Consider the following 20,631-nt stretch of genomic DNA (forward strand, 5'->3'; position numbering starts at 1 on the left):
CCTCAGTCAAAACCTGACGGTTTTGACAGCTCCCTCTGAGAGGGAGCCTTTGGCATAGCGGGAAAGTTTCTGGCTTAACCGGAAAGTTTGCGGGCGCGCTTGCTCCCCCGGGGGGAGCTGTCGCGCAGCGACTGAGGGGCTTTGAATCGGCGGAGCCGGAAAAAACGGTTAAAAGATCTTCACGCCGAACAGGCGTGAATCTTCAGTTTTTTCCGGTGTAGCCCACCCCTTTGGGGTTAAAAGGGGCGAGCAGCCCCTTTTTCGTGGCTCCAGCGCGTCGAAATCGCTGGCACTTTTCTGGTTCTCTTTTGGTGTCAAAAGAGAACATCCCCCGCCTGAGAGGGTTTTCTCAGTTTTCTTACTTCTTTGCCAGCTTCATCAGGCTGCGGTTTTCCAGCAGGATGCGCAGCAGCACAACGTTCACAGCGCTCAGGATGAGGGCGTTGGGGATGCGCACTGCCAGCGTTGCCCACGGATAGCCGTAAAACAGGCGCAGCGCCAGCGAGGTGATGACCATGGAGCCTACAAAGTGCCCCAGCAGCACGCTGGCTGCAAGCCGCAAATTTGTGGAAAGGCTGCTCAGCTTCTGCCACGCAAAGCCCGCCACCAAGCCGATGGCACCCGCGCCCAAGGTGATCAGCGGGTTGATGGCGTAGCCCGCCAGCACACCGCCGATGATATCGGCCACTGCGCCCACCGCAAAGCCTGCGCCGGGGCCAAACACCACCGCCGCCAGCAGCACCGGCAGACTGCCCAGATTGAACCGGACGAAGCCGGTGGAGATGCTCAGCACCCGGCTGAACACGATGCTCATAGCCACCAGCAAAGCCAGCATGGTCAGGGTACGCGCAGAAGTTTTTTTGTCGTTCATCGTAGTTGTCCTCCTTAAAAAGGAACAGCAGGCAGGACGCAAAAAACGCCCTCCCCTGTGACAGACCGCACAAAGGAGGGCGTGAATTCCAACAACATTCACTTCCGGGCAAAAACCGCAGACGGCTCTCGCCTGCACCCAAGTCCATGCAGCAGCGGGATGCAGACCCTGCACCGCGGTCAATACCTTCGTCCGCAGCACAACTCCCCGTTGATGCGGCACTTAACGCGCAGGGTCTTACTCTGTTGATGATGCCATTATAATCCTTTTTTTACCGCACTGCAAGCGCTCAAACAGACATCTTTGCCAAAGGAGCGTTTTTATTTTTGGCAGTGTTGTATAAACATAGGACTTTTGCCCGCCTGTCTTCCTCTTTTCTTTTGGCTCAGAACGTGGTAAGATGAACACAAGATACCAAAGGGGGAACTGCCCCGGAAAGGAAATTTTCCATGAAATTCAGCGAAATGACCTATACCCGCCCGGACATCGATGCCCTGCTGGCACGGTGCAAACAGCTGGCTGCCAAGGCCGCCGATGCGCAGGACGGCGATGCCCTCATTCAGGTGTACTACGAGCAGAGCCGCGCCTTTGCAGACTACACCACCGCCTCCCAGCTGGCGAACATCCACTACACCTGCGACACCCGCGATGCCTACTGGAAGGCCGAGCAGGACTTTTTTGATGCCAACGGCCCTGCCGTGACCAACGCCAGTGTGGAGATCAGCCGGGCGTTTCTGGCAAACCCCTATGTGGAAGCGCTCACCGAACACTTCGGCACCACCTGTGTAGCCGGTATGAAGAACGCTGTGCTGGGCATGGACGACCGCACCGTTGAATTGCAGCAGCAGTTCAACGCGCTGGTCAGCCAGTACCAGCAGATCTACGGCGGTGCGCTGGTGGAACTGGACGGCAAGCAGCTGACCATCCCCCAGCTGGGCCCCTACAAGGAGGATCTGGACCCCGCCGTGCGCCGCGCCGCCTACGAAGCCGAGGCCGGTTACTTTGACGCCCACCGGGACGAGCTGGACGCATTGTACACCAAGATCGTCAAGAACCTGAACCAGCAGGCGCAGGTGCTGGGCTATAAGGACTACAGTGAGCTTTCCTATGTGCGCATGAACCGCATCGGCTACGGTCAGGCTGAAATTCAGGCCTTCCGGGATCAGGTGGCAAGGGACGTTGTGCCCGAGCTGCAAAAGGTGATGGCCATGCGCGCCAAGCGCACCGGCATCACTCACCCCACCTTCACCGACCTGCCCATCATCTTCAAGGACGGCAACCCCAAGCCCATCCCGGGCTATCAGGCACGCATGGACGCCGCCCGCACCATGTACCACGAGCTGAGCCCCGAGACCGCCGAGTTCATCGACTTTATGCAGGACAACGAGCTGTTCGATGTGGAAAGCCGTCCCGGCAAGATGTCCGGCGGTTACATGACCAGCCTGCCCAGCTACAAAGCGCCCTTCATCTTTGCCAACTGGAACGATACCTCCGGCGATGTGGACGTGCTGACCCACGAGTGCGGCCATGCCTTTGAGGGCTATGTGGCCGAGCGCGACCCCAACGTGCCCGCCGATCTGGAATGCCCTGCCATGGAAAGCGCCGAGATCCACTCCATGGCCATGGAGTTCCTCACCGCGCCGTGGCACCACCTGCTGTTCGGCAAGGACACCGAGAAATATTCCCTGCTCCACGCCGAGGACAGCTTTGTGTTCCTTGCCTACGGCTGCGCCGTGGACGAGTTCCAGCACATCATGTACCAGAATCCCGACCTGACCCCCGACCAGCGCAACGCCGAGTGGCTCAAGCTGGAAAAGAAGTACCGCCCGTGGATCGACTTTGACAACCTGCCCTTCTACGGCCGCGGCGCCGGGTGGCAGCGCCAGCTGCACATCTATGAGTGCCCCTTCTACTATATCGACTACTGCCTGTCCACCATGGCAGCGCTGCAGTTCTTCCTGCTGAGCCTTGACGACCACAAGGACGCATGGCAGCGCTACCTCAAGCTGGTGCGCCGCGCCGGGCTTGCCAGCTACACCGAGCTGCTGCAGACCGCCGGGCTGAAGGTACCCTTTGCGGAGGGCAGCGTCAAGGGCATCGCCCAGCAGATGACCCGCTGGCTGGAGGAGCATCAGGTGGGCTAAAGGCAAGCGAAAGTCGTTTCGTTACAGCGTCAGGGCGTTTCGTGTCAGTTTTCTTGCTTTTCCGCCGGGCTGCGATATACTGAAACCAGAAATCCCCCTTCGAAAATGGAAAGGAGAACTGACTTATGAGATCTTCCCGTTTGTTCCGGCGTATTGCGGCCGGTTTATGCGCTGCGACCATGCTGTGCGGCGGCATGGCTGCAGCGGCGGCTGCGCCCGCGCTGCCCGCTGCTCCCGCTGCGGCAGAGACCACCAACGCCTCCCCCAGTGATGCCGAGCTCAAGGCTGCTTTTTCCAAGTTCACCGTCACCTACGACGAGGAGACCGGCGGCTGGGATCTTTCCTCTCCGCAGGAGCAGGCCAGCATGGCAAAAAAATCCTGCGGGCTGTACCCCTATATGTTCGTACAGGACGACGGCATTGCCTTTAACATGATCCTGACCTATGCAGGCAGCAAGAAGCTGGACATCAAGACGGTCAATGTGACTGCCGATGATAATATGTATACCTTCACCTGTGATGAAGAGTACGGCGGCTATGATCAGGATCTGGGCTGCTGGTTCGATCTGGAGCTGTTCCAGCTGAGCGACGACGAGATCAGCTGGCTGAGCGAGTGGCTGAACGCCAAGAGCGTCACCGCCGTGTTCGTTGGGCGGAACGGCACCACCCAGAGCTACGCCCTGACCAAGGAGAACCGCACCGCCATTCAGGAGATGGTCACCGCCTACAACCTGATGCTCTCCTCCACCGTGGAGCAGTGCGACTCCATCCTGACCAGTCTGGCAAAGTAACCGCAATTTACACAAGTCCCCGGAGCGTCTGCGGATGCTCCGGGGCTTTTTTGCGCAAAATATGAACAGCAAATATCTACTGTCGATGCTTTCTTGCCAGCGAGCTCGCCCTCTTCGTCTTTGCTTCGCAAATCCACCTCTCCCAAAGGGAGAGGCCTTGGCAAAGAGATGAAGTTTGCGTGGACTGCCAAGGGCTCCCACTTTGGGGGAGCTGGCAAGGCCGATAGGCATTGACTGAGAGGGCGAGGATGCTGCCCGCATACAGCCATTTTTTCAAAAATTTTATTTTTTGCAAAAAAACGCTTGCAAAGCAGGTCAACCTGTGCTATACTAATCGAGCTGTGATGTGCTGCTATAGCTCAGTTGGTAGAGCGCATCCTTGGTAAGGATGAGGTCTCCAGTTCGAATCTGGATAGCAGCTCCAGCTCAGACACCCTGAAGTCTTAGGATTTCGGGGTGTTTTTTTGTGTTTTTCCAGTGCTGCCGGCTGTTGCATCCTTCTGTTTGTGGATTCCGCCCAAAATAGAACGACTTTTTCTCCCGGTACGTCAATTGCAGCCATCTCCAAATTGTTATACAATTAACATAATAACAAACTACGGTACAGCGCTGCGTGTGCCGTGATATTTTTGGAGGTTTACATTATGGCTCGTTTTACTTTGCCCCGTGATCTGTACCATGGCAAGGGCGCTTTGGAAGCGCTGAAGTCCTTCACCGGCAAAAAGGCAATGATCTGTGTCGGCGGCGGCTCCATGAAGCGCTTCGGCTTCCTGGATCGTGCGGTGGAATACCTGAAGGAAGCCGGCATGGAGGTGGAGCTGTTCGAGGGCATCGAACCCGATCCCTCTGTGGAAACCGTCATGCGCGGTGCCGAAGCCATGCTGAAGTTTGAGCCCGACTGGATCATCGCTATGGGCGGCGGCTCTCCCATCGATGCAGCCAAGGCCATGTGGATCAAGTACGAGTACCCCGAGATCACCTTTGAGGAGATGTGCAAGGTGTTCGGCATCCCGCCGCTGCGCCGCAAGGCACACTTCTGCGCCATTTCCTCCACCTCCGGCACTGCCACCGAGGTGACCGCCTTCTCCATCATCACCGACTACCAGAAGGGCATCAAGTACCCCATCGCAGACTTCGAGATCACCCCGGACGTGGCCATCGTTGACCCGGATCTTGCTGAGACCATGCCCAAAAAGCTGGTTGCCCACACCGGTATGGACGCCATGACCCATGCCGTGGAGGCTTACGTTTCCACCGCACACTGCGACTACACCGATCCTCTGGCCATCTTTGCCATCCGCATGATCCAGGGCGATCTGGTGGACAGCTACAATGGCGATATGTCCAAGCGCGACTCCATGCACAACGCCCAGTGCCTTGCCGGTATGGCCTTCTCCAACGCGCTGCTGGGCATCGTGCACTCCATGGCACACAAGACCGGCGCTGCCTTTGCAGACTACGGCGCACACATCATCCACGGCGCTGCCAACGCCATGTACCTGCCCAAGGTCATTGCCTTCAACGCCAAGGATCCCGAAGCCAAAAAGCGCTACGGCGTCATCGCGGACGAGATGAAGCTGGGCGGCGCAAACGATGACGAAAAGGTCGGCTTGCTCATCGAGTACCTGCGCGGCATGAACGATGCGCTGAACATCCCCCACTGCATCCAGCACTACGGCCCGGACTCCTACCCCACGGAGCAGGGCTTTGTGCCGGAGAATGTGTTCCTCGAGCGTCTGCCCGAGATCGCCAAGAACGCCATCGCTGACGCCTGCACCGGCTCTAACCCCCGCCAGCCCAGTCAGGAAGAGATGGAAAAGCTGCTCAAGTGCTGCTACTACGATACTGAGGTGGATTTCTGATCTATCCTTTCTTTATTACACCTCCTTCCCTATGCGCAAAGGCCCCGCAGTGCACAGTGCCCTGCGGGGCTTTTGCCTTTTCCGGCACAGGCTGCAGGTATTCCTCTGTTGTATCCTATCCAGAGCGTAATAACTTGACGCAAAAATATGTTTTGTTGATTAAAACAGGCCATTCGCACACTCGTTCATAAAATATTAATAATATATCAACATTCAGTACACCACTTTTCGGTATACATAGGGCAACAAAGGCGCGCAGTGCGCCGAATCCCCGCCAAAAAGGGCAAAAAGGCACAAACCGCTGTGGTGTGCGGCGGCCTTGGAAACGCCCTTGGTACAGGAAAGGAAACGTTACTTATGAAAATTGGTTTTTGGGAACTTATCGTCATCGTCATCGTGGCGTTTGTGTTCATCGGCCCGGATCAGCTGCCTGTCTATGCTAAAAAGATCGGCAAGATGCTCCGCGAGCTGAAGAAGTACACCGGCGCTGCTTCTGAAGAGATCCAGAAGAACGTGGTAGAGCCCCTGAACGAGATCCAGGCACCCCTGAAAGAAGCTGTTGCCCCCCTGACCGATATCAAGAAGGATATCGACAGCAGTATGCGGGACGTGACCAAGAGCTTTACCGGCATTGGCAAGACCAGCAAGGAGGAAGCCGCCAAGAAGCAGGCCGAGACCGAGGAGGTCACCGACCTGACCGAGGACACCGTGGAGGAGCTGCCCGAGCAGCCCGCCGAAGCCCCGGCAGAAGCAGCCGAGACTGTCCCTGCTGAAGCTGTGGAAGTCCTCGCTGAAAAGCCGGAACAGCCCGCTGCTGAGCCGGTTGCCGAGCCTGTGCAGGAAGCCCCTGCCGCTGCCGAGGAAGCCGCCGAAGCTGCACCTGCTGAGGAAGCAAAGGTGTAAGCGCCCCTACTTATTTATGGATGCACCCGCGCCCGCGGTTGCCAGATACATTCTGTAATACGCCCGCCACGCGGCGCGGCAAGAAAAAGGAGATATTTATTATGCGTATTGGTACTAATGAGCTGCTGATCATTCTGGTTGTCGTTCTGCTGATCTTTGGACCCAAGAACCTGCCGAAGCTGGGCAAGATGTTCGGTAAGACCATCAATGGCTTCAAGAAGGGCATGGAGGACGAGGATGCCGAGCAGTCCGAGGAGACCGTGAAGAAGGCTGATAAGAAGGACGAAGACGAGGAGTAATTGTGGCTACAAACAAAAAGCGCAAAAAGAAAGCCGAAGTCATGGCAGAGGACGGCAGCATGACGCTGACCGGCCATCTGAAAGAACTGCGGAACCGGCTCATCATCTGCGCGGTGGTGTTTGTGGTGGGCGTAGTGGTCTCGCTGGCGTATGCAGACCGTCTGATCGATCTGCTTACCGCCATGGGCCGCGACTATTACCAGTTCGTGTCCATTGCCCCGCAGGAAAAACTGATGCAGTATTTCCGGGTGTCCATTCTGGCCGGTGTGGTGGTAACGGTGCCTGTGGCCTTTTACAACATCTACGCCTTTGCAAAGCCGGGCCTGAAAAAGAGCGAGAGCACCTTTTTCAAGCTGGTCATGCTGCTGGGTCTGATTTTGTTCTGCGTGGGCGTGCTGTTTGCCTATAAGCTCATGATGCCGTTCATGCTGCGGTTCCTCAGCACCGGCATCGAAGGTGCAGAGTACATCCAGACCACCACCAGTATCGAGAGCTACGTCAACCTCTGCCTGACCATGTTCATCATCTTTGGCTGTGTGTTTGAGATGCCGCTGATCACCATCATCCTTTCCAAGATGGGCATCATCAACCCGCAGATCCTCAAGCAGGTGCGCGGCGTGGCCATTGTGGTCATCTTCTTCATCGCTGCTGTGGTCACCCCGCCGGACATCGTGTCCCAATGCATGGTGGCACTCCCCATGGTGCTGCTGTACTTTGTCAGCATCTTCCTGAGCGGCATCTTCTATAAGCCGCATGATACGGATGAGGATGACGAGAACGAGGAAGAAGAGGAGAGCGCGGACTGATCCCGCTTCCGCTCCGGTTTTCATCAACTGAATCAAAAGCCGCTGCACCTGACCGTGCGGCGGCTTTTTCTGTTTATCTCTACGCCCCCACCCGGAATCGCTCTATTTTAAATAGGTTTTCCGCTGAATATGCCTGGAGCACACGCGGCGGGCATTCCAAATCTCCCCTCGCACTGGACAATCACCCCCTGTTCGCGGTATACTGAAAGCTGAATACAATGCAAAAAAATGAGGTCGCAGCATGGTAGAACAGGCAAACGAACTGATATTGGATATCTTGCCCCTTTCGGCACAGACGGCACGGCTGGTGCGGGTGTACGGCACAGCGCCCTGTGTGGCGCTGCCGGGCACGCTGCCCGCCCCGGAAGGCGGCAGTCTTGCTTTGACCGAGCTGGGCGACTACTGCTTTTCCGAAAAGCCCCGCAGCCTGCCTGCACCGGATGCCCTCTGCCGCTACGCGGTAGGCGCGGACGGCGCGGTGCGGCTGACCCGGGCATTCGGGCTGGCGGTGGGGCAAAAGCCCGCCCGCCGGTACGATTTTGATCTTGACGCCCCGGCAGAGGACGAACCGGAGCTGCATCCGGTGTGCGGCAGCTTTCTGGAGGAAGTCACTCTGCCGGACAGCGTACAGGTCGTCGGCAGCTGCGCCTTTTACAACTGCCGCAGTCTGCGCTTGCTCACAGTGGGCAGCAGCAGCCTGACTGTGGGCAGCGATGTGTTTTTGAACTGCTTTGCGCTGGAGACCCTGCGGGTGCAGGCCGCACCGGAGCAGCCCACCGGCCTGTTTGCACTGGTGAACAACATCACCGAGGCGGTGCAGGCGCAGTTCTGGCCCACCGACGCCCCCGCACCGCTGGCGGCGCTGTGGTACCCTGCCTACTGGGAGGATATCGAGGAGACCCCCGCCCACATCCTGCTGCACACCTTTTCCGGGCAGGGATACCATTACCGGCAGTGTTTTCTCGACAATAAATTCCTTCCCGCAGAATATGACGCCATCTTCCCGCAGGGGCACGATGCCGATGATGCCGCCGTTATGGCCATGCTCTGCTTTGCCCGTCTGCGGTACTCGTGGCAGCTGACCGAAACTGCCGCCGGGCACTACCGGGCGTTTCTGGCAGCCAACACCGACCGGGTGTTCGCCCGCCTTTTAAAGGCACAGGATACCGACGGCATCCGCGCCCTGCTGGCGCTGGACGTGCTGGATAAAGCCGCCTTTGCGTCTGCCGCCGCCCTTGCCGCCAAGGCGGAGAACGCCGCCGCTGCCGCCCTGCTGGCAGATGCGGAGTACAAAAAATATGCCCCCCAGTCCAAAAAGCAGCGGTACGATTTTGATTTTTGAGAGGTGACCACACGTTGCCAAAGGAAAAATTTTTCGACCCCCGCAAGCCCTTCCAGTCCCAGCGGCCAGAGACCCACGAGGAGTGGCAGGCGCGCATGGGCGGCGAGGTGCTGGCGGTGGTGCGCAGCGGGCTGTATCTGGACTTCCGGTTTCTGGATATGGCGCTCAGCGCCCTGACCCCCGCCCCGGACGAGCGCTGCCGGGTGCTGGCTACGGACGGACAGACCCTGTATTACCAGCCGCAGCGCCTGCTGCAGCTTTATCAGGAGAACCCGAAGTATCTCAACCGGTTGTATCTGCACACCGTCTTCCACTGCGTGTTCCGGCATTTGTGGCTGAAAGGCCGCCGGGAACCGCAGCTGTGGAGCCTTGCGTGCGATATCGCGGTGGAAAACGTCATCGACAGCTTACAGCGCAAAAGCGTAGTGCGTCCGCTGACCTATGTGCGGCAGAACGCCTACCGGCAGATCACCGCCGAGGAAAAGGTGGTGGCGGCAGCCCCGGTGTACCGCTGGCTCACCCGGCAGACGCCCGGCGTGCTGCGGCAGCTGGAGCGGGAGTTCGTCACCGATGACCACCGCCTGTGGCCGAAGGATGCCCCGGAGCAGCCCCAGCAGATGCCCACTCCCCTGCCGCAGAAAACGTGGCAGAAGATCGGCGAGCGGATGCAGACCGAGCTGGACCTGCGGGACAAGGAGGCGGGCGAAGGCACCGATGCACTGAAGCAGCAGGTCAAAGCCGCCAACCGCAGCCGCCGCAGCTACAAGGACTTTCTGCGCCGGTTCTGCGTCCTGCGCGAGGAGGTCAAGCTGGACCCGGACGAGTTTGACCTGAACTTCTACACCTACGGCCTTTCGGTGTACGGCAACCTGCCCCTCATCGAGCCGCTGGAAAGCCGGGAGAGCAAAAAGATCGAGGAACTGGCGCTGGTCATTGATACCAGCTATTCTACCTCCGGCGAGCTGGTGCGCGCCTTTCTGGCCGAGACCTACACCCTGCTGAAAGGGCGGGAGAACTTTTTCCACCGCATGAATTTGCACCTCATTCAGGCCGACAACGCCGTGCGGCAGGATATTCTCATCCGCAATGAGGATGAACTCATCCACGCCATGAACCACTTTGAGCTGCGGGGCGGCGGCGGAACGGACTTCCGCCCGGCCTTTGCATATGTGGACCAGCTCTGCGCCGAAAAGAAGTTTTCCAACCTGCGCGGCCTGCTGTACTTCACCGACGGCATGGGCACCTACCCGGCGCGGCGTCCCGGCTACGATACCGCCTTTCTGTTTTTGGGGGAGCGGTTCGATGATGCCAACGTGCCGCCGTGGGCGATGAAGGTGGTACTGGACGAAGAAGAATTTACCGGTGCGGCAGCCCGCCCCGCCAGCGCCCTTGCGGACGCTCTGGCCGAGGAGGACGACCTGTACCGCGAGCTGAACAACTCCTGACAAGAGGGGGAATATATTATGAATATCAAACGTGCCAAGGAAGAGATCGAACATACCGTAAAAGCCTACCTTGCCAAGGATGCGCTGGGCGAATACGCCATTCCCGCCATCCGGCAGCGTCCCATCCTGCTGATGGGGCCTCCGGGCATTGGCAAAACACAGGTGATGGAGCAGGTAGCCCGGGAGTGCGGGGTGGCGCTGGTGGCCTACACCATCACCCACCACACCCGGCAAAGCGCTGTGGGTCTGCCCTTTATCCGGCAGCGCCACTACGGCGATAAGGACGTGTCGGTGACCGAGTACACCATGAGCGAGATCATCGCCAGCATCTACGCCAAAATGGAAGCCACCGGCCTTTCCGAGGGCATCCTGTTCATTGATGAGATCAACTGCGTGTCCGAGACGCTTGCCCCCACCATGCTGCAATTTTTGCAGTGCAAGACCTTTGGCAATCAGGCCGTGCCTGCGGGCTGGGTCATCGTGGCGGCAGGCAACCCGCCGGAGTACAACAAGTCCGTCCGGGATTTTGACATCGTCACCCTTGACCGCGTGCGCCGCATGGACATCGAGCCGGATCTGCCGGTGTGGAAGGACTACGCCCGCGCCGCCCATATCCACAGCGCCATCCTGAGCTATCTGGAACTGCATCCCCAGAACTTTTACCAGATCAACGCGGACGTGGACGGCACCCAGTTCGTCACCGCCCGCGGCTGGGAAGATCTTTCCAACCTGCTGGACACCTACGAGGCACTGGGCTTGCAGGCGGACGAGGAACTGATCCGGGAGTACATCCAGCACCCGAAGATCGCCGAGGACTTCTCGGCTTATCTGGATCTGTACTACAAGTACCGGGACGACTACGGCGTGGAGGAGATCCTTGCCGGGCAGGCAAAACCCGCCGTGTTCGCACGTCTGCTGCAGGCCCCCTTTGACGAGCGGCTCAGCCTTGTCAGCCTGCTGCTGGCAGGGCTGGACACCCGCTTTACCGCCTCCTTGCAGGCGGATGCCGTGGCCGATGCCTGCTACGCCTTTTTGCGGGAGACCAAAAAGGCGCTGGCTACCCTGCCGGAGGATATCCCGGACGGCTCCGCAGAGCTGTTCAGCCAGCAGATCAAGGACTACGAGACGGACACCCAGCAAAAGCGCGATGCCGGGCTGCTGGGCAAGGCAGAGCTGACCAACCGCCTGCAGGTGCAGGCGGCGCTGCACCAGTGGGAGGGCGAGCTGCGCCGCGCTAACGCCGCCGGCACGCAGGAAGCCTTCGACCTGCTGCGCGGTCAGTTCCGTGCGCTGGCAGACCAGCGCGAGACCACCCAAAAGACCGCCGCTGCTGCGCTGGAAGCCGCTTTCGACTTTATGGAGCAGGCCTTTGCGGAAAGTCAGGAGATGGTGGTGTTCGTCACCGAGCTTACGGTGAACCCCGCTTCCCACCAGTTCCTCACCGAGAACGGCTGCGAGCGGTACTTCAAGTACAACAAGGATCTGCTGCTGGATCACCGCAAGGCGGCTTTGCAGCAGGAGCTTGCCGCCGAGCAGCGCCGTCACGGCAGCGTTTAAGCCAAAATAAAAAACTATCTGCATCCGCCCTCCGGCTTTGCAGATAGTTTTTTGTTTTATAGGGAGATCCTTTATTCCAGATGATGCTTGCGGCAGAACTTTTTGCTTACCCAGTACATCCCGCCCCACAGCAAAACAGAGAGCACAAGGTAGAACGGATTTTTCAGAGAGCTGACCAGCGACTGCCCAAAGACAGCCATCATGGCCACCATCAGCCCCTTGCCTAAAAGGACGGTGCGCAGATAGCGCTTTTCGTCAAAGTCCGACATCCCGAAGGCAAAGTGCATGAAGGAGGTGGGGGTAAAGGGCAGCAGCGACAGCATGAACAGGGACGAGGTATCAAAGCGGTTCACCCACTGCTGCGCCTTTTCCAGCTTGGGGGAGCGGCTGGCTACTTTCCAGAAAAAGCGCTTGATGAGCCGCCGCCAGAACAAAAACATGATGACGCCGCCCAGCGCCACGCCTGCCCAGCTGTACAAAAAGCCCAGCAGACCGCCGTGTGCGGCCACGTTCAGCGCCACAATGGCGATGAGCGGCAGCGGCGGAAAAAAGGACTCCACCATGGCCAGCAGAATGGGCACAAGGGGGCCAAGCCCCTCAAAGCCCGCCAGCAGCGCTTCCCAGTATTCCAGTGTTCCAAGCTGGTGTATCCAGCCCATCAGTGTGGTTTGCATCCTGTGTCCGATCCCTTTCTGTGCAGCCGGTGCCGGGGCGTTCCCGGACGGGCCGCATTATGCTTAGTATATCCATTCTCTATGACAGAGCCGTGAACAGAGTGTGCATTTTTCGACACGTTCTGTGCTCTGCTATCTATACTACGAAACGGAAGGGGATTTTCCTGCTTTTATTTTTCCGCCGCCTGCTTTTCGGCCTTGGCGCGCATCCGCTCCAGCTGGGCGGTGCGCAGCTTTTCCCAGCGGGCAAGGCTTTCGGCGTCCGGCATCTGGGCACAGCGGGCAAAGCTCCAGTGCAGGCCGTCCCGGCGGGACAACTTGTACCGCTGGAACACGCCCTGCCCGGCGGCGTTGCCGCTGCCGGTGCAGCGGGGGCACTGGCACAGGGTGTACCAGCTGTTGCTGCCCTTTTTCAGCCAGAGCTCGTCCGGCTGCAGGGTGGTGCCGCACTCCGGGCAGGGCATCTGGCTGATCTTGGGGTCAGCCCGCCATGCGTACTGCTCCACATAGCCGTGGAACACCGTAAAGTCCCGGTAATCGCCGGGGGTCTGGCACAGGCTCTGGCGCAGCGCCTCGTCCTCGGTGGGGTAGGCGGCAAGGCCGGCACGCAGATCCAGCAGGCGGCAGACATCGGCGGTGTACAGCGTGTCGGAAAGTGCATCGTGGAAGGGGCGCTCCATGGGGATGCCCATGCGGGTGACCACGCTTTCCAGCGTCATGCCCTCACCTTCCTTGCGGGGATGCTCCCGCAGAAAGACCTGCTGCAGGTCGTACCACACGGTAGGCTTGGACTCGTCCAGATTGCACAGGAACAGGTTCTGCTTGAGCACCGGCACATCGTCCAGACCCCACTCGGCAAACTCGGCGTCCGGACCGCACCACTGCATAAAGCGGCGCAGTCCCTGCACGATGGGCTCGCCCTTGTCCAGATCTGCCTGCGTCAGGCCGGTCACCTTAGCGATATGGTGCTGCAATTTGCGGAAGATGCGGGGGCGCAGATGGATGGAAAAGGTGTCCAGCACGTTGGCGTCCTCATCGATCTTTACGGCGCCGATCTCCACGATCTCGCCCCGCAGGGTCTGCTGCACCCCATGGTAGTTAAAGGTATACGGCTGGTAGCCGATGTTCCATTCCAGATCAAATAAAACCAAGTTACGCGGCATTGCTTTGTTAGTCCTCTCGTAAAATAAACTTCTCCACGGCCTCGGCCACGCCGTCGTGGTTGTTGTCGGCGGTGGTCACATAGTCGGCGCAGTCCTTCACCGGCTGCTCGGCGTTCTGCATGGCGACGCCCACCCCGGCGTAGGCGATCATGGAGCGGTCGTTCAGGCCGTCGCCGCAGGCCATCAGATTCTCACGGGTCAGCCCCATGCGGCGCAGAAGCTCCGCCAGACTGCCGTCCTTGGCTACACCCTGCGGCACCGCTTCAATAAAGAAAGGGCTGGAGGGGTACAAGTCAGCGCGGCCTGCAAACTGCTGCTGTCCGGCAGCGCATACTGCGTCCCGGCGGGCGGGGTCCAGCGTGATGAGCATTTTGCACACGGGGTAGTTCACATAGGACGCCAGATCGTCCACATGGATCATGGGGAGCTTTGTGGTAAAGCACTCCTTGTTCGCCCACTCGTCCTTGTCCCGCTCGCAGACGATGCCCTCGCGGTTATAGGTCAGGATGGCAATATCCTGCGCGGCGGCAAAAGCGCACAGCTCGGGCACAAGGGCAGGGTCCAGCGTTTTTTCCACCAGCGTTTCGCCGGTGCGGCAGTCCACGATCTTGCCGCCGTTGTAGGACAGGATGCAGCCGCCCTTTTTGTCCAGACCCAGCTCCTCGGCCAGCGGCTGGATGCCGGCGGTAGGCCGGCCGGACGCCAGCACGATGGTCACGCCCTTTTCAATGGCGGCGTCCAGCGCGGCGCGGGTGCGCGGGGTGACGAGTTTCTGGTCGTTGGTCAGGGTGCCATCCAGATCCAGCGCCAGCACTTTGATATCAGACATATTTAAAAGATCCTCTCGTTATAGAAGTATATCTTAGCACGGTCTACCTCTATTGTACAATGAAAAGCCCCCTGCTTGCAACCCTTGCGGGGCGGTTCGGTGCAAAAAGTGACCCGGATGCGGGCGTTACAGGCAGATTTTACCTGCTTTGCCCGGATTTTACACCGCCGCTCTTCCGTGCGCCAAAGGTTTACCTAAGTGTTACACGGGGCTGGTTTCGCCGCTGCGGGCGGTGCGTTACAATACAGGTGTTCCCACAAGAAATAGTAGAACCGCCCCAAGCCGGGCTGAAAAAGAGAGGATATCTGTTATGAAGAACGCGAAAATTTCCCGCCGCAGCTTCCTGAAAGCCGGTGCCGTTGCATCGGCAGTGGGTATGCTGTCGGCTGCACCCGTAGCTGCGCACGCCGCCGAGACGGATGCTTCTGCCGCAGCAGACGAAGAGAACGGTTTGCTGGACGTGTTCAAAAAGCCCAAGTACGTTTTCCTGTTCATTGGCGACGGCATGGGCACTGCCCAGATCCAGTCTGCACGCTTCTACAAGGGCACCGTGGACAACAACGGCGCTGTGACCGAGGCTGACCTGAGCTTTACCAGCTTCCCGCAGGTGGGCAGCGTGACCACCTACGACAGCACCTCCTTCTGCCCGGATTCTGCTTCCACCGCCACCTCCATCGCCACCGGCCACAAGACCGAGAGCGGCGTCATCAATATGTGCCCTTGGACCCGCGATGTGCCCTACGAGACCATCGCTGAAAAGCTGCACGCCCAGAAAGGCTATAAGGTTGGCGTGATCTCCACCGTGAACATCGACCACGCCACCCCCGCTGCCTTCTATGCCCACCAGAAGACCCGCAAGAACTACTACGAGATCGGCGTGGAACTGGCAAACTCCGGCTTTGAGTACTTTGCCGGCGGCGAGTTCCAGAAGGTGAACGGCGACGGTACCGGCCCCGACAACCATACCGTGGCTGCCAACGCAGGTTACAACGTGGTCACTACCCAGGCCGGTGCAGCGGCTCTGACCGCCGGTGCAGGCAAGACCCTGATCATTGCCGAGAATCTGGGCGATGGCAAGGCCATGAACTACGCCATGGACGCTGCCAACGGCGAGTGGCAGCTGACCGACTATGTCAAAAAGGGCATCGAGCTGCTGAACAACAAAAAGGGCTTCTTTATGATGACCGAGTCCGGCAAGATCGACTGGGCCTGCCACGCCAACGATGCCGCTGCTTCCATCCACGATGTGCTGGAGATGAGCAACGCCGTGCAGGCTGCGGTGGACTTCTACAACGCCCACCCCAACGAGACCCTGATCCTTGTCACCGCCGACCACGAGACCGGCGGCATGGCCATCGGCTACAAGACCACCAACTACGACACCTTCCTGACCAATCTGGCTCACCAGAAGATGTCCTACGCAAAGTTCGATGCCACCTATGTGCAGGGCTACATCGCCAACAAGACCCCCTTTGAGACTGCCATGCAGGACGTGAAGAACGTCTTTGGCCTGACCCTGCCCACCGACCCCGCTGCCGCCAGCGCAGGCAAGCTGCTGCTGACCGACTACGAGGTGGAGAACCTGCGCAAGGCCTACGAGCGCACCCTGCAGGTGGGCTCCTCCAGCCAGAGCAAGATGAGCCAGCAGGACTACGAGCTGTACGGTACCTACATCCCCTTCAGCATGGCTGTCTGCCACACCATCAACCACAAGTCCGGCATGGATCACACCACCTACGCCCACACCGGTGCCATGGTCAACGTGTACGCCATGGGTGTCGGCGCCGAGAAGTTCGGCGGCGTGTACGACAATACTGAGATCTACCACAAGCTGGCTGAGCTGACCAAGGTGCAGTAAGAGCGCCTGATTTTCCCACCTCACTTCCCACTCCACTTTTCCACAACCAAGCCGCAAAATGTGCAAAACCCTCCCTGCCGCAAGCGCAAAGACTGCGCCCGGCCGGGAGGGTTTTGTTGTATTATCAATGCTGAATGCTTCAGGCTTTCATTTCGGGAAAGCCCTCCAGCTTGGAGGTGCAGTGGGGGCAGCGCACAGCCTTGATGGAGATCTCACTCTGGCAGTAGGGGCACACCTTGGTGGTGGGCTCCTCCGGTGCGGCGGGCTCCTCGGGCTTTTTGTGCAGGGAGTTGACAAACTTGATCACAACAAACAGTACAAAGGCCACGATGAGGAAGTTGATGATGGAGTTGACGAACTCACCGATCTTGATGCTGGAGCCGCCCAGACCAATGACCACATCGGAAAAATCTGCCTTGAAGAACAGGCCGATCAGCGGGTTGATGATGTCCTCCACCAGCGCGGTGACGATGGCGGTGAAGGCACCGCCGATGACAACGCCCACTGCCATGTCCAGCACATTACCGCGCATGGCAAATGCCTTGAACTCTTCAAGGAACTTTTTGATGCCGCTTTTTTTCTCTTCCATAGATAACCGCTCCTTCTTGTCCCCTTTTTCACCGCAAGGGGTTCTTTTATTTTTATAATAGCGTATTGTTCGGCGATTTGCAAGAGTAAAGCAGCCCATTTTATAGATAATAAAAAGTAGCTTCTCCCGTAAAAAAACGATCCCGGAAAATCCGCAGACTTTCCGGGATCGTCCTATTCAAAAATAGTTTTCCGCTGATTTATGCTGCAGGCTGCTCTGCCGCTTGTTCGGCAGACTGCTCTGCGGCGGGCTGGGGGTCAGCGGTCACCGTAATGGTGCGGCTGATGCTGCCGCAGGAGTAGTTGCCCCCTGCCTTGGCGGTCTGGGTGTAGGTGCCGGGCTCGGTGGGCACGCCGTTTATTTTGCTGCTGAAGCACAGGAAGGTCTTTTTCTTGTAGGTGTAATTCACCTTGCCGTTTTCAGCCACCTGTCCGTCCGAAATGACCTTGGCGGTCAGATCGGCGTTTTGCAGCTGGGAGACGGTCATGCTGGACGGAGCATCGGCTGCCCAGCTCAGGCTGACGTTTTCGGTCTTGGGCTTGATCTTGAACATGGCAAACCCGGCGGCGTTGATATCGCTGCTTTCCAGCGCAATAGCACCGGCAACGTACTTGCCGCTGTCCTTGGGCTGCTCGTCCAGATAGATGCGGCTCAGCGCGCCCTCGGGCAGATACTTGCGGATCAGGCTCAGGGTCAGCTTCATGCCGTTGGAAACGTTCTTCACGGTGGTCAGATAGCTGGCGGGGACAAAGAAGCTGACGGTGTCCATCACCGACACTACTTCGTCCGCCACCCGCAGCAGCACGCCGACATCATTGCCGTCGATCAGCTGCTTGAGGTAGCTGTATACATTGAATTCCTCGGCCTGGTCCGGGGTCTGGGACATCTTTTTGGGCAGGGGGATCAGCTTGAGCAACGTGCGTAGCTTATCCGAGATCATCAGGGTCACATAGCCGTAGGCTTCGCCGCTGGTGCCCAGCACCACGGCAATATACTGGGTGTTTTCGGGCCGGGTCTCCACCTCCAGCTTATAATCGGAGCCGTAGACAAGGTTGCCGGTCGCCCGGATGCGGATGTTGACGATATCATTTTCATCCTCTGCCGCGCTCAGCGCTGCGGCATCGGACAGTTCCTCGCTGACAACAGCGGTGCTTTCCGGCTGCTGAGCTGCCGCCGAGGCGGGCATCGCCAGCACACCAAGCATCATGCTGACCGCAAGCAGCAGCGAGATCCATCGTTTGGCCTTCATACGAAAACCTCCTTTGTTGTTTGGTATCATACCCACATTTTACCGCAAAATAATCCTAGGGTCAATAACGGGATTCAAGCCGGGCGCATCACTCCCCGATATAGGTAAAGCGGGGCTGGGTAACGCCGTCCCGGGTCACGGTCTCCAGCCACATGGCGGCGGGACGCACCCACAGCCCGCCCTCGCCGTACAGGGCGCGGTACACCACCATCTCCTCCTCGGTTTCACTGTGACGTGCCACGCCCAGCACCTGATACTCGTTGCCTTTAAAGTGGCGGTAGCGCCCGGGGCGCACCGGATATTGCAGTTTCTTCATAACCGTTCCTTTCTTTTCTGCAAAAAGGGCTGCTGCGCCGGGCGGGTGCAGCAGCCCACAAACCTTATTTTATAAATATTACAGCGTGCTGTCCGTTCCATCGCCGGGGGTCTGCTCGGCAGAGTACAGCAGCATCAGGTGGTTGGCCGAGGTTTCCAGCTGGCTCTTGGCCTGCCGCAGGGCAGCTTCCTCGGTCTCGTTCATCTTTTCGGGCTTATCCTTGCGCAGGCAGCGGCGCAGGTTGGCAAGGTCGGCCTTCACGCGAGCCTTTTCGTCCTTATCCAGTTCCTTTTTGCACTTGGAAAGTGCTTCATCCACCTTGTAGGCCAGCACCTCGGCCTGATTGTGCAGCTCCAGACGCTCCTTGCGGCGGCTGTCCTCGGCCTCGTAGGCGGCGGCGTCTGCCATGGCGCGCTGGATCTCGTTTTCGGAAAGGTTGGTGCTGCCGGTAATGGTAATGTTCTGCTCCCGCCCGGTGGCAAGGTCTTTCGCCGATACCTTCACCACGCCGTTCACGTCGATATCAAAGGTGACCTCGATCTGGGGCTTAGACGAAAAGCTTGCCCGGATGCCGTTCAGCTTGAATTTGCCCAAAGACTTGTTGTCCCGCGCAAAGTGGCGCTCACCCTGCAAAACGTTGATCTCCACGCTGGTCTGCATGGGACGGGCGGTGGTAAAGATCTGGCTCTTGCGGGTGGGGATCATGCTGTTGCGGGTGATCAGCGGGGTAGCCACGCCGCCCAGCGTCTCGATGGACAAAGTCAGCGGGGTCACATCCATCAGCACCAGCCCCTGCGCTGCCGCGCCGGTGGCACCCGCCAGCTTGCCGCCGCCCTGCAGCAGTGCACCCTGCACCGCTGCGCCCATGGCGACGCACTCGTCCGGGTTCAGGCTGTGGCTGGGCTCCTTGCCCAGCAGCTCCCGCACCTGCCGCTCCACGGCGGGCATCCGGGTGCTGCCGCCTACCAGCAGCACCTTGCCCAGCTGGCTGGCAGAGATGCCGGCATCCCGCAAGGCGTTCTGCACCGGGGGCACGGTGCGGGACAGCAGATCGCCGGTCATCATCTCGAACTGTGGGCGGGACAACGCGATATCCAAGTGATGCGGCCCGTCCTTGCCCACCGTGATAAAGGGCAGGTTCAGCTGGGCGGAGGGCGCACTGGAAAGCTCCTTCTTGGCCTTTTCCGCCTCCTCCTTCAGCCGTCCCATGGCGGCGGGGTCGCGGGTCAGGTCGATGCGGTCAGACTTTTTGAACTCTGCCACCGCGTACTCCACGATGCGCTGGTCAAAGTCGTCACCGCCCAGATGGGTGTCGCCGCCGGTGGCAAGCACCGTAAAGGTGCCGTCCTCGATCTCAATGATGGACACGTCAAAGGTGCCGCCGCCAAGGTCGTAAACAAGGATCTTCTGGGCGGCTTCGTTGTCCAGACCGTAGGCCACAGCGGCGGCGGTGGGCTCGTTGATGATGCGCAGCACGTTCAGCCCCGCAATGCGGCCTGCATCCTGCGTGGCCTTGCGCTGGCTGTCGTCAAAATAGGCGGGCACGGTGATAACGGCTTCGGTGACCGGCTCGCCCAGATAACTCTCGGCGTCCCTGCGGATCTTGGCAAGGATCATGGCGCTGATCTCCTGCGGGGCAAGATCCTTGCCGTCAATGTGCGCCCGGTAGTCCGAGCCCATGTACCGCTTGATGCTGGAGATCGTGCGCCCGGAGTTTGTGGCGATCTGGCGCTTGGCCGCGCCGCCCACCAGCCGCTCACCGTCCTTGGTAAATGCCACCACGCTGGGGGTGGTACGCTCGCCCTCTGCATTGGTGATGACCACAGGCTTGCCGCCCTCCACTACCGCCACACAGGAATTGGTCGTACCCAGATCAATGCCGATCACTTTGCTCATACTGTTTCCTCTGTTTCTTGTCCGCCGTGTCTGCGGG

General features: G+C 59.1%; 18 protein-coding genes, 1 tRNA gene and 1 riboswitch. Of the genes, 11 read left to right on the plus strand and 8 right to left on the minus strand.

Annotated elements, in window-relative coordinates:
* Positions 1-358: 358 nt before the first annotated feature.
* Positions 359-871: a folate family ECF transporter S component gene (locus C4N24_RS09445; RefSeq protein WP_055186242.1), complete on the minus strand. Its 513-nt coding sequence runs from the start codon at positions 869-871 to the stop codon at positions 359-361.
* Positions 872-1,021: 150 nt separating this feature from the next.
* Positions 1,022-1,118, minus strand: a riboswitch (THF riboswitch).
* A 202-nt stretch (positions 1,119-1,320) separates the two neighbouring features.
* Here C4N24_RS09445 and C4N24_RS09450 point away from each other — a divergent pair.
* The 10 genes from C4N24_RS09450 (at position 1,321) to C4N24_RS09495 (ending at position 12,020) form a co-directional block, all read left to right on the plus strand.
* The gene (locus tag C4N24_RS09450; protein ID WP_112091202.1) at positions 1,321-3,015 is read left to right on the plus strand and encodes a M3 family oligoendopeptidase; all 1,695 of its coding nucleotides are present in this window, start codon (positions 1,321-1,323) and stop codon (positions 3,013-3,015) included.
* A gap of 125 nt (positions 3,016-3,140) precedes the next feature.
* On the plus strand, positions 3,141-3,806 hold the full coding sequence (locus tag C4N24_RS09455) for a hypothetical protein (protein ID WP_112091203.1): 666 nt from the start codon (positions 3,141-3,143) through the stop codon (positions 3,804-3,806).
* A gap of 348 nt (positions 3,807-4,154) precedes the next feature.
* A tRNA-Thr gene (locus tag C4N24_RS09460) sits at positions 4,155-4,230 on the plus strand.
* 220 nt (positions 4,231-4,450) lie between these two features.
* Positions 4,451-5,668, plus strand: coding sequence for an iron-containing alcohol dehydrogenase (locus C4N24_RS09465; RefSeq protein ID WP_112091204.1), 1,218 nt, complete (start codon positions 4,451-4,453; stop codon positions 5,666-5,668).
* A gap of 357 nt (positions 5,669-6,025) precedes the next feature.
* The gene (locus tag C4N24_RS09470; protein WP_112091205.1) at positions 6,026-6,571 is read left to right on the plus strand and encodes a Sec-independent protein translocase subunit TatA/TatB; all 546 of its coding nucleotides are present in this window, start codon (positions 6,026-6,028) and stop codon (positions 6,569-6,571) included.
* A gap of 101 nt (positions 6,572-6,672) precedes the next feature.
* The gene (tatA, locus tag C4N24_RS09475) at positions 6,673-6,870 is read left to right on the plus strand and encodes a twin-arginine translocase TatA/TatE family subunit (protein WP_015537270.1); all 198 of its coding nucleotides are present in this window, start codon (positions 6,673-6,675) and stop codon (positions 6,868-6,870) included.
* Positions 6,871-6,872: 2 nt separating this feature from the next.
* Positions 6,873-7,676, plus strand: a complete 804-nt coding sequence (gene tatC, locus C4N24_RS09480) for a twin-arginine translocase subunit TatC (protein WP_112091206.1) — start codon at positions 6,873-6,875, stop codon at positions 7,674-7,676.
* A gap of 241 nt (positions 7,677-7,917) precedes the next feature.
* Complete coding sequence (locus C4N24_RS09485; RefSeq protein ID WP_112091207.1) at positions 7,918-9,018, plus strand: leucine-rich repeat protein; 1,101 nt, start codon at positions 7,918-7,920, stop codon at positions 9,016-9,018.
* Between the two features lie 14 nt (positions 9,019-9,032).
* Complete coding sequence (locus C4N24_RS09490) at positions 9,033-10,463, plus strand: vWA domain-containing protein (protein WP_347475217.1); 1,431 nt, start codon at positions 9,033-9,035, stop codon at positions 10,461-10,463.
* Positions 10,464-10,481: 18 nt separating this feature from the next.
* Complete coding sequence (locus C4N24_RS09495) at positions 10,482-12,020, plus strand: AAA family ATPase (RefSeq protein WP_112091209.1); 1,539 nt, start codon at positions 10,482-10,484, stop codon at positions 12,018-12,020.
* 71 nt (positions 12,021-12,091) lie between these two features.
* Here C4N24_RS09495 and C4N24_RS09500 read toward each other — a convergent pair whose 3' ends face one another.
* From C4N24_RS09500 to C4N24_RS09510, 3 genes are all read right to left on the minus strand, one after another.
* Entirely contained in the window at positions 12,092-12,694 is a 603-nt protein-coding gene (locus C4N24_RS09500) for a TVP38/TMEM64 family protein (protein ID WP_173016272.1), read from the minus strand.
* A gap of 170 nt (positions 12,695-12,864) precedes the next feature.
* On the minus strand, positions 12,865-13,857 hold the full coding sequence (locus tag C4N24_RS09505) for a 3'-5' exonuclease (protein ID WP_112091210.1): 993 nt from the start codon (positions 13,855-13,857) through the stop codon (positions 12,865-12,867).
* A 7-nt stretch (positions 13,858-13,864) separates the two neighbouring features.
* Positions 13,865-14,686 (minus strand): Cof-type HAD-IIB family hydrolase, encoded by an 822-nt coding sequence (locus tag C4N24_RS09510; RefSeq protein WP_112091211.1) that lies wholly within the window; start codon positions 14,684-14,686, stop codon positions 13,865-13,867.
* Between the two features lie 310 nt (positions 14,687-14,996).
* Between C4N24_RS09510 and C4N24_RS09515 the strand changes: the two genes are divergently transcribed.
* Positions 14,997-16,544, plus strand: coding sequence for an alkaline phosphatase (locus tag C4N24_RS09515; RefSeq protein WP_112091212.1), 1,548 nt, complete (start codon positions 14,997-14,999; stop codon positions 16,542-16,544).
* Between the two features lie 139 nt (positions 16,545-16,683).
* On the opposite strand, the gene mscL is transcribed toward C4N24_RS09515, so the two are convergent.
* The 4 genes from mscL to dnaK form a co-directional block, all read right to left on the minus strand.
* Positions 16,684-17,133 (minus strand): large conductance mechanosensitive channel protein MscL, encoded by a 450-nt coding sequence (mscL, locus tag C4N24_RS09520; protein ID WP_097782946.1) that lies wholly within the window; start codon positions 17,131-17,133, stop codon positions 16,684-16,686.
* A gap of 199 nt (positions 17,134-17,332) precedes the next feature.
* The gene (locus tag C4N24_RS09525) at positions 17,333-18,382 is read right to left on the minus strand and encodes a hypothetical protein (protein ID WP_112091213.1); all 1,050 of its coding nucleotides are present in this window, start codon (positions 18,380-18,382) and stop codon (positions 17,333-17,335) included.
* Between the two features lie 88 nt (positions 18,383-18,470).
* Complete coding sequence (locus C4N24_RS09530) at positions 18,471-18,698, minus strand: DUF1653 domain-containing protein (RefSeq protein WP_112091214.1); 228 nt, start codon at positions 18,696-18,698, stop codon at positions 18,471-18,473.
* Positions 18,699-18,776: 78 nt separating this feature from the next.
* Positions 18,777-20,594, minus strand: a complete 1,818-nt coding sequence (dnaK, locus tag C4N24_RS09535) for a molecular chaperone DnaK (RefSeq protein ID WP_112091215.1) — start codon at positions 20,592-20,594, stop codon at positions 18,777-18,779.
* Between the last annotated feature and the right edge of the window lie 37 nt (positions 20,595-20,631).

Source organism: Faecalibacterium prausnitzii (assembly GCF_003287405.1).
In the GTDB taxonomy this organism is placed as follows: Bacteria; Bacillota; Clostridia; order Oscillospirales; family Ruminococcaceae; genus Faecalibacterium; species Faecalibacterium intestinale.

What these genes read in the sequence shown, in the direction of transcription:
- C4N24_RS09445 (WP_055186242.1), bottom strand. Translation starts at nt 871, where the DNA reads ATGAACGACAAAAAAACTTCTGCGCGTACCCTGACCATGCTGGCTTTG.
- C4N24_RS09450 (WP_112091202.1), top strand. Translation starts at nt 1,321, where the DNA reads ATGAAATTCAGCGAAATGACCTATACCCGCCCGGACATCGATGCCCTG.
- C4N24_RS09455 (WP_112091203.1), top strand. Translation starts at nt 3,141, where the DNA reads ATGAGATCTTCCCGTTTGTTCCGGCGTATTGCGGCCGGTTTATGCGCT.
- C4N24_RS09465 (WP_112091204.1), top strand. Translation starts at nt 4,451, where the DNA reads ATGGCTCGTTTTACTTTGCCCCGTGATCTGTACCATGGCAAGGGCGCT.
- C4N24_RS09470 (WP_112091205.1), top strand. Translation starts at nt 6,026, where the DNA reads ATGAAAATTGGTTTTTGGGAACTTATCGTCATCGTCATCGTGGCGTTT.
- tatA (WP_015537270.1), top strand. Translation starts at nt 6,673, where the DNA reads ATGCGTATTGGTACTAATGAGCTGCTGATCATTCTGGTTGTCGTTCTG.
- C4N24_RS09485 (WP_112091207.1), top strand. Translation starts at nt 7,918, where the DNA reads ATGGTAGAACAGGCAAACGAACTGATATTGGATATCTTGCCCCTTTCG.
- C4N24_RS09495 (WP_112091209.1), top strand. Translation starts at nt 10,482, where the DNA reads ATGAATATCAAACGTGCCAAGGAAGAGATCGAACATACCGTAAAAGCC.
- C4N24_RS09500 (WP_173016272.1), bottom strand. Translation starts at nt 12,694, where the DNA reads ATGCAAACCACACTGATGGGCTGGATACACCAGCTTGGAACACTGGAA.
- C4N24_RS09505 (WP_112091210.1), bottom strand. Translation starts at nt 13,857, where the DNA reads ATGCCGCGTAACTTGGTTTTATTTGATCTGGAATGGAACATCGGCTAC.
- C4N24_RS09510 (WP_112091211.1), bottom strand. Translation starts at nt 14,686, where the DNA reads ATGTCTGATATCAAAGTGCTGGCGCTGGATCTGGATGGCACCCTGACC.
- C4N24_RS09515 (WP_112091212.1), top strand. Translation starts at nt 14,997, where the DNA reads ATGAAGAACGCGAAAATTTCCCGCCGCAGCTTCCTGAAAGCCGGTGCC.
- mscL (WP_097782946.1), bottom strand. Translation starts at nt 17,133, where the DNA reads ATGGAAGAGAAAAAAAGCGGCATCAAAAAGTTCCTTGAAGAGTTCAAG.
- C4N24_RS09525 (WP_112091213.1), bottom strand. Translation starts at nt 18,382, where the DNA reads ATGAAGGCCAAACGATGGATCTCGCTGCTGCTTGCGGTCAGCATGATG.
- C4N24_RS09530 (WP_112091214.1), bottom strand. Translation starts at nt 18,698, where the DNA reads ATGAAGAAACTGCAATATCCGGTGCGCCCCGGGCGCTACCGCCACTTT.
- dnaK (WP_112091215.1), bottom strand. Translation starts at nt 20,594, where the DNA reads ATGAGCAAAGTGATCGGCATTGATCTGGGTACGACCAATTCCTGTGTG.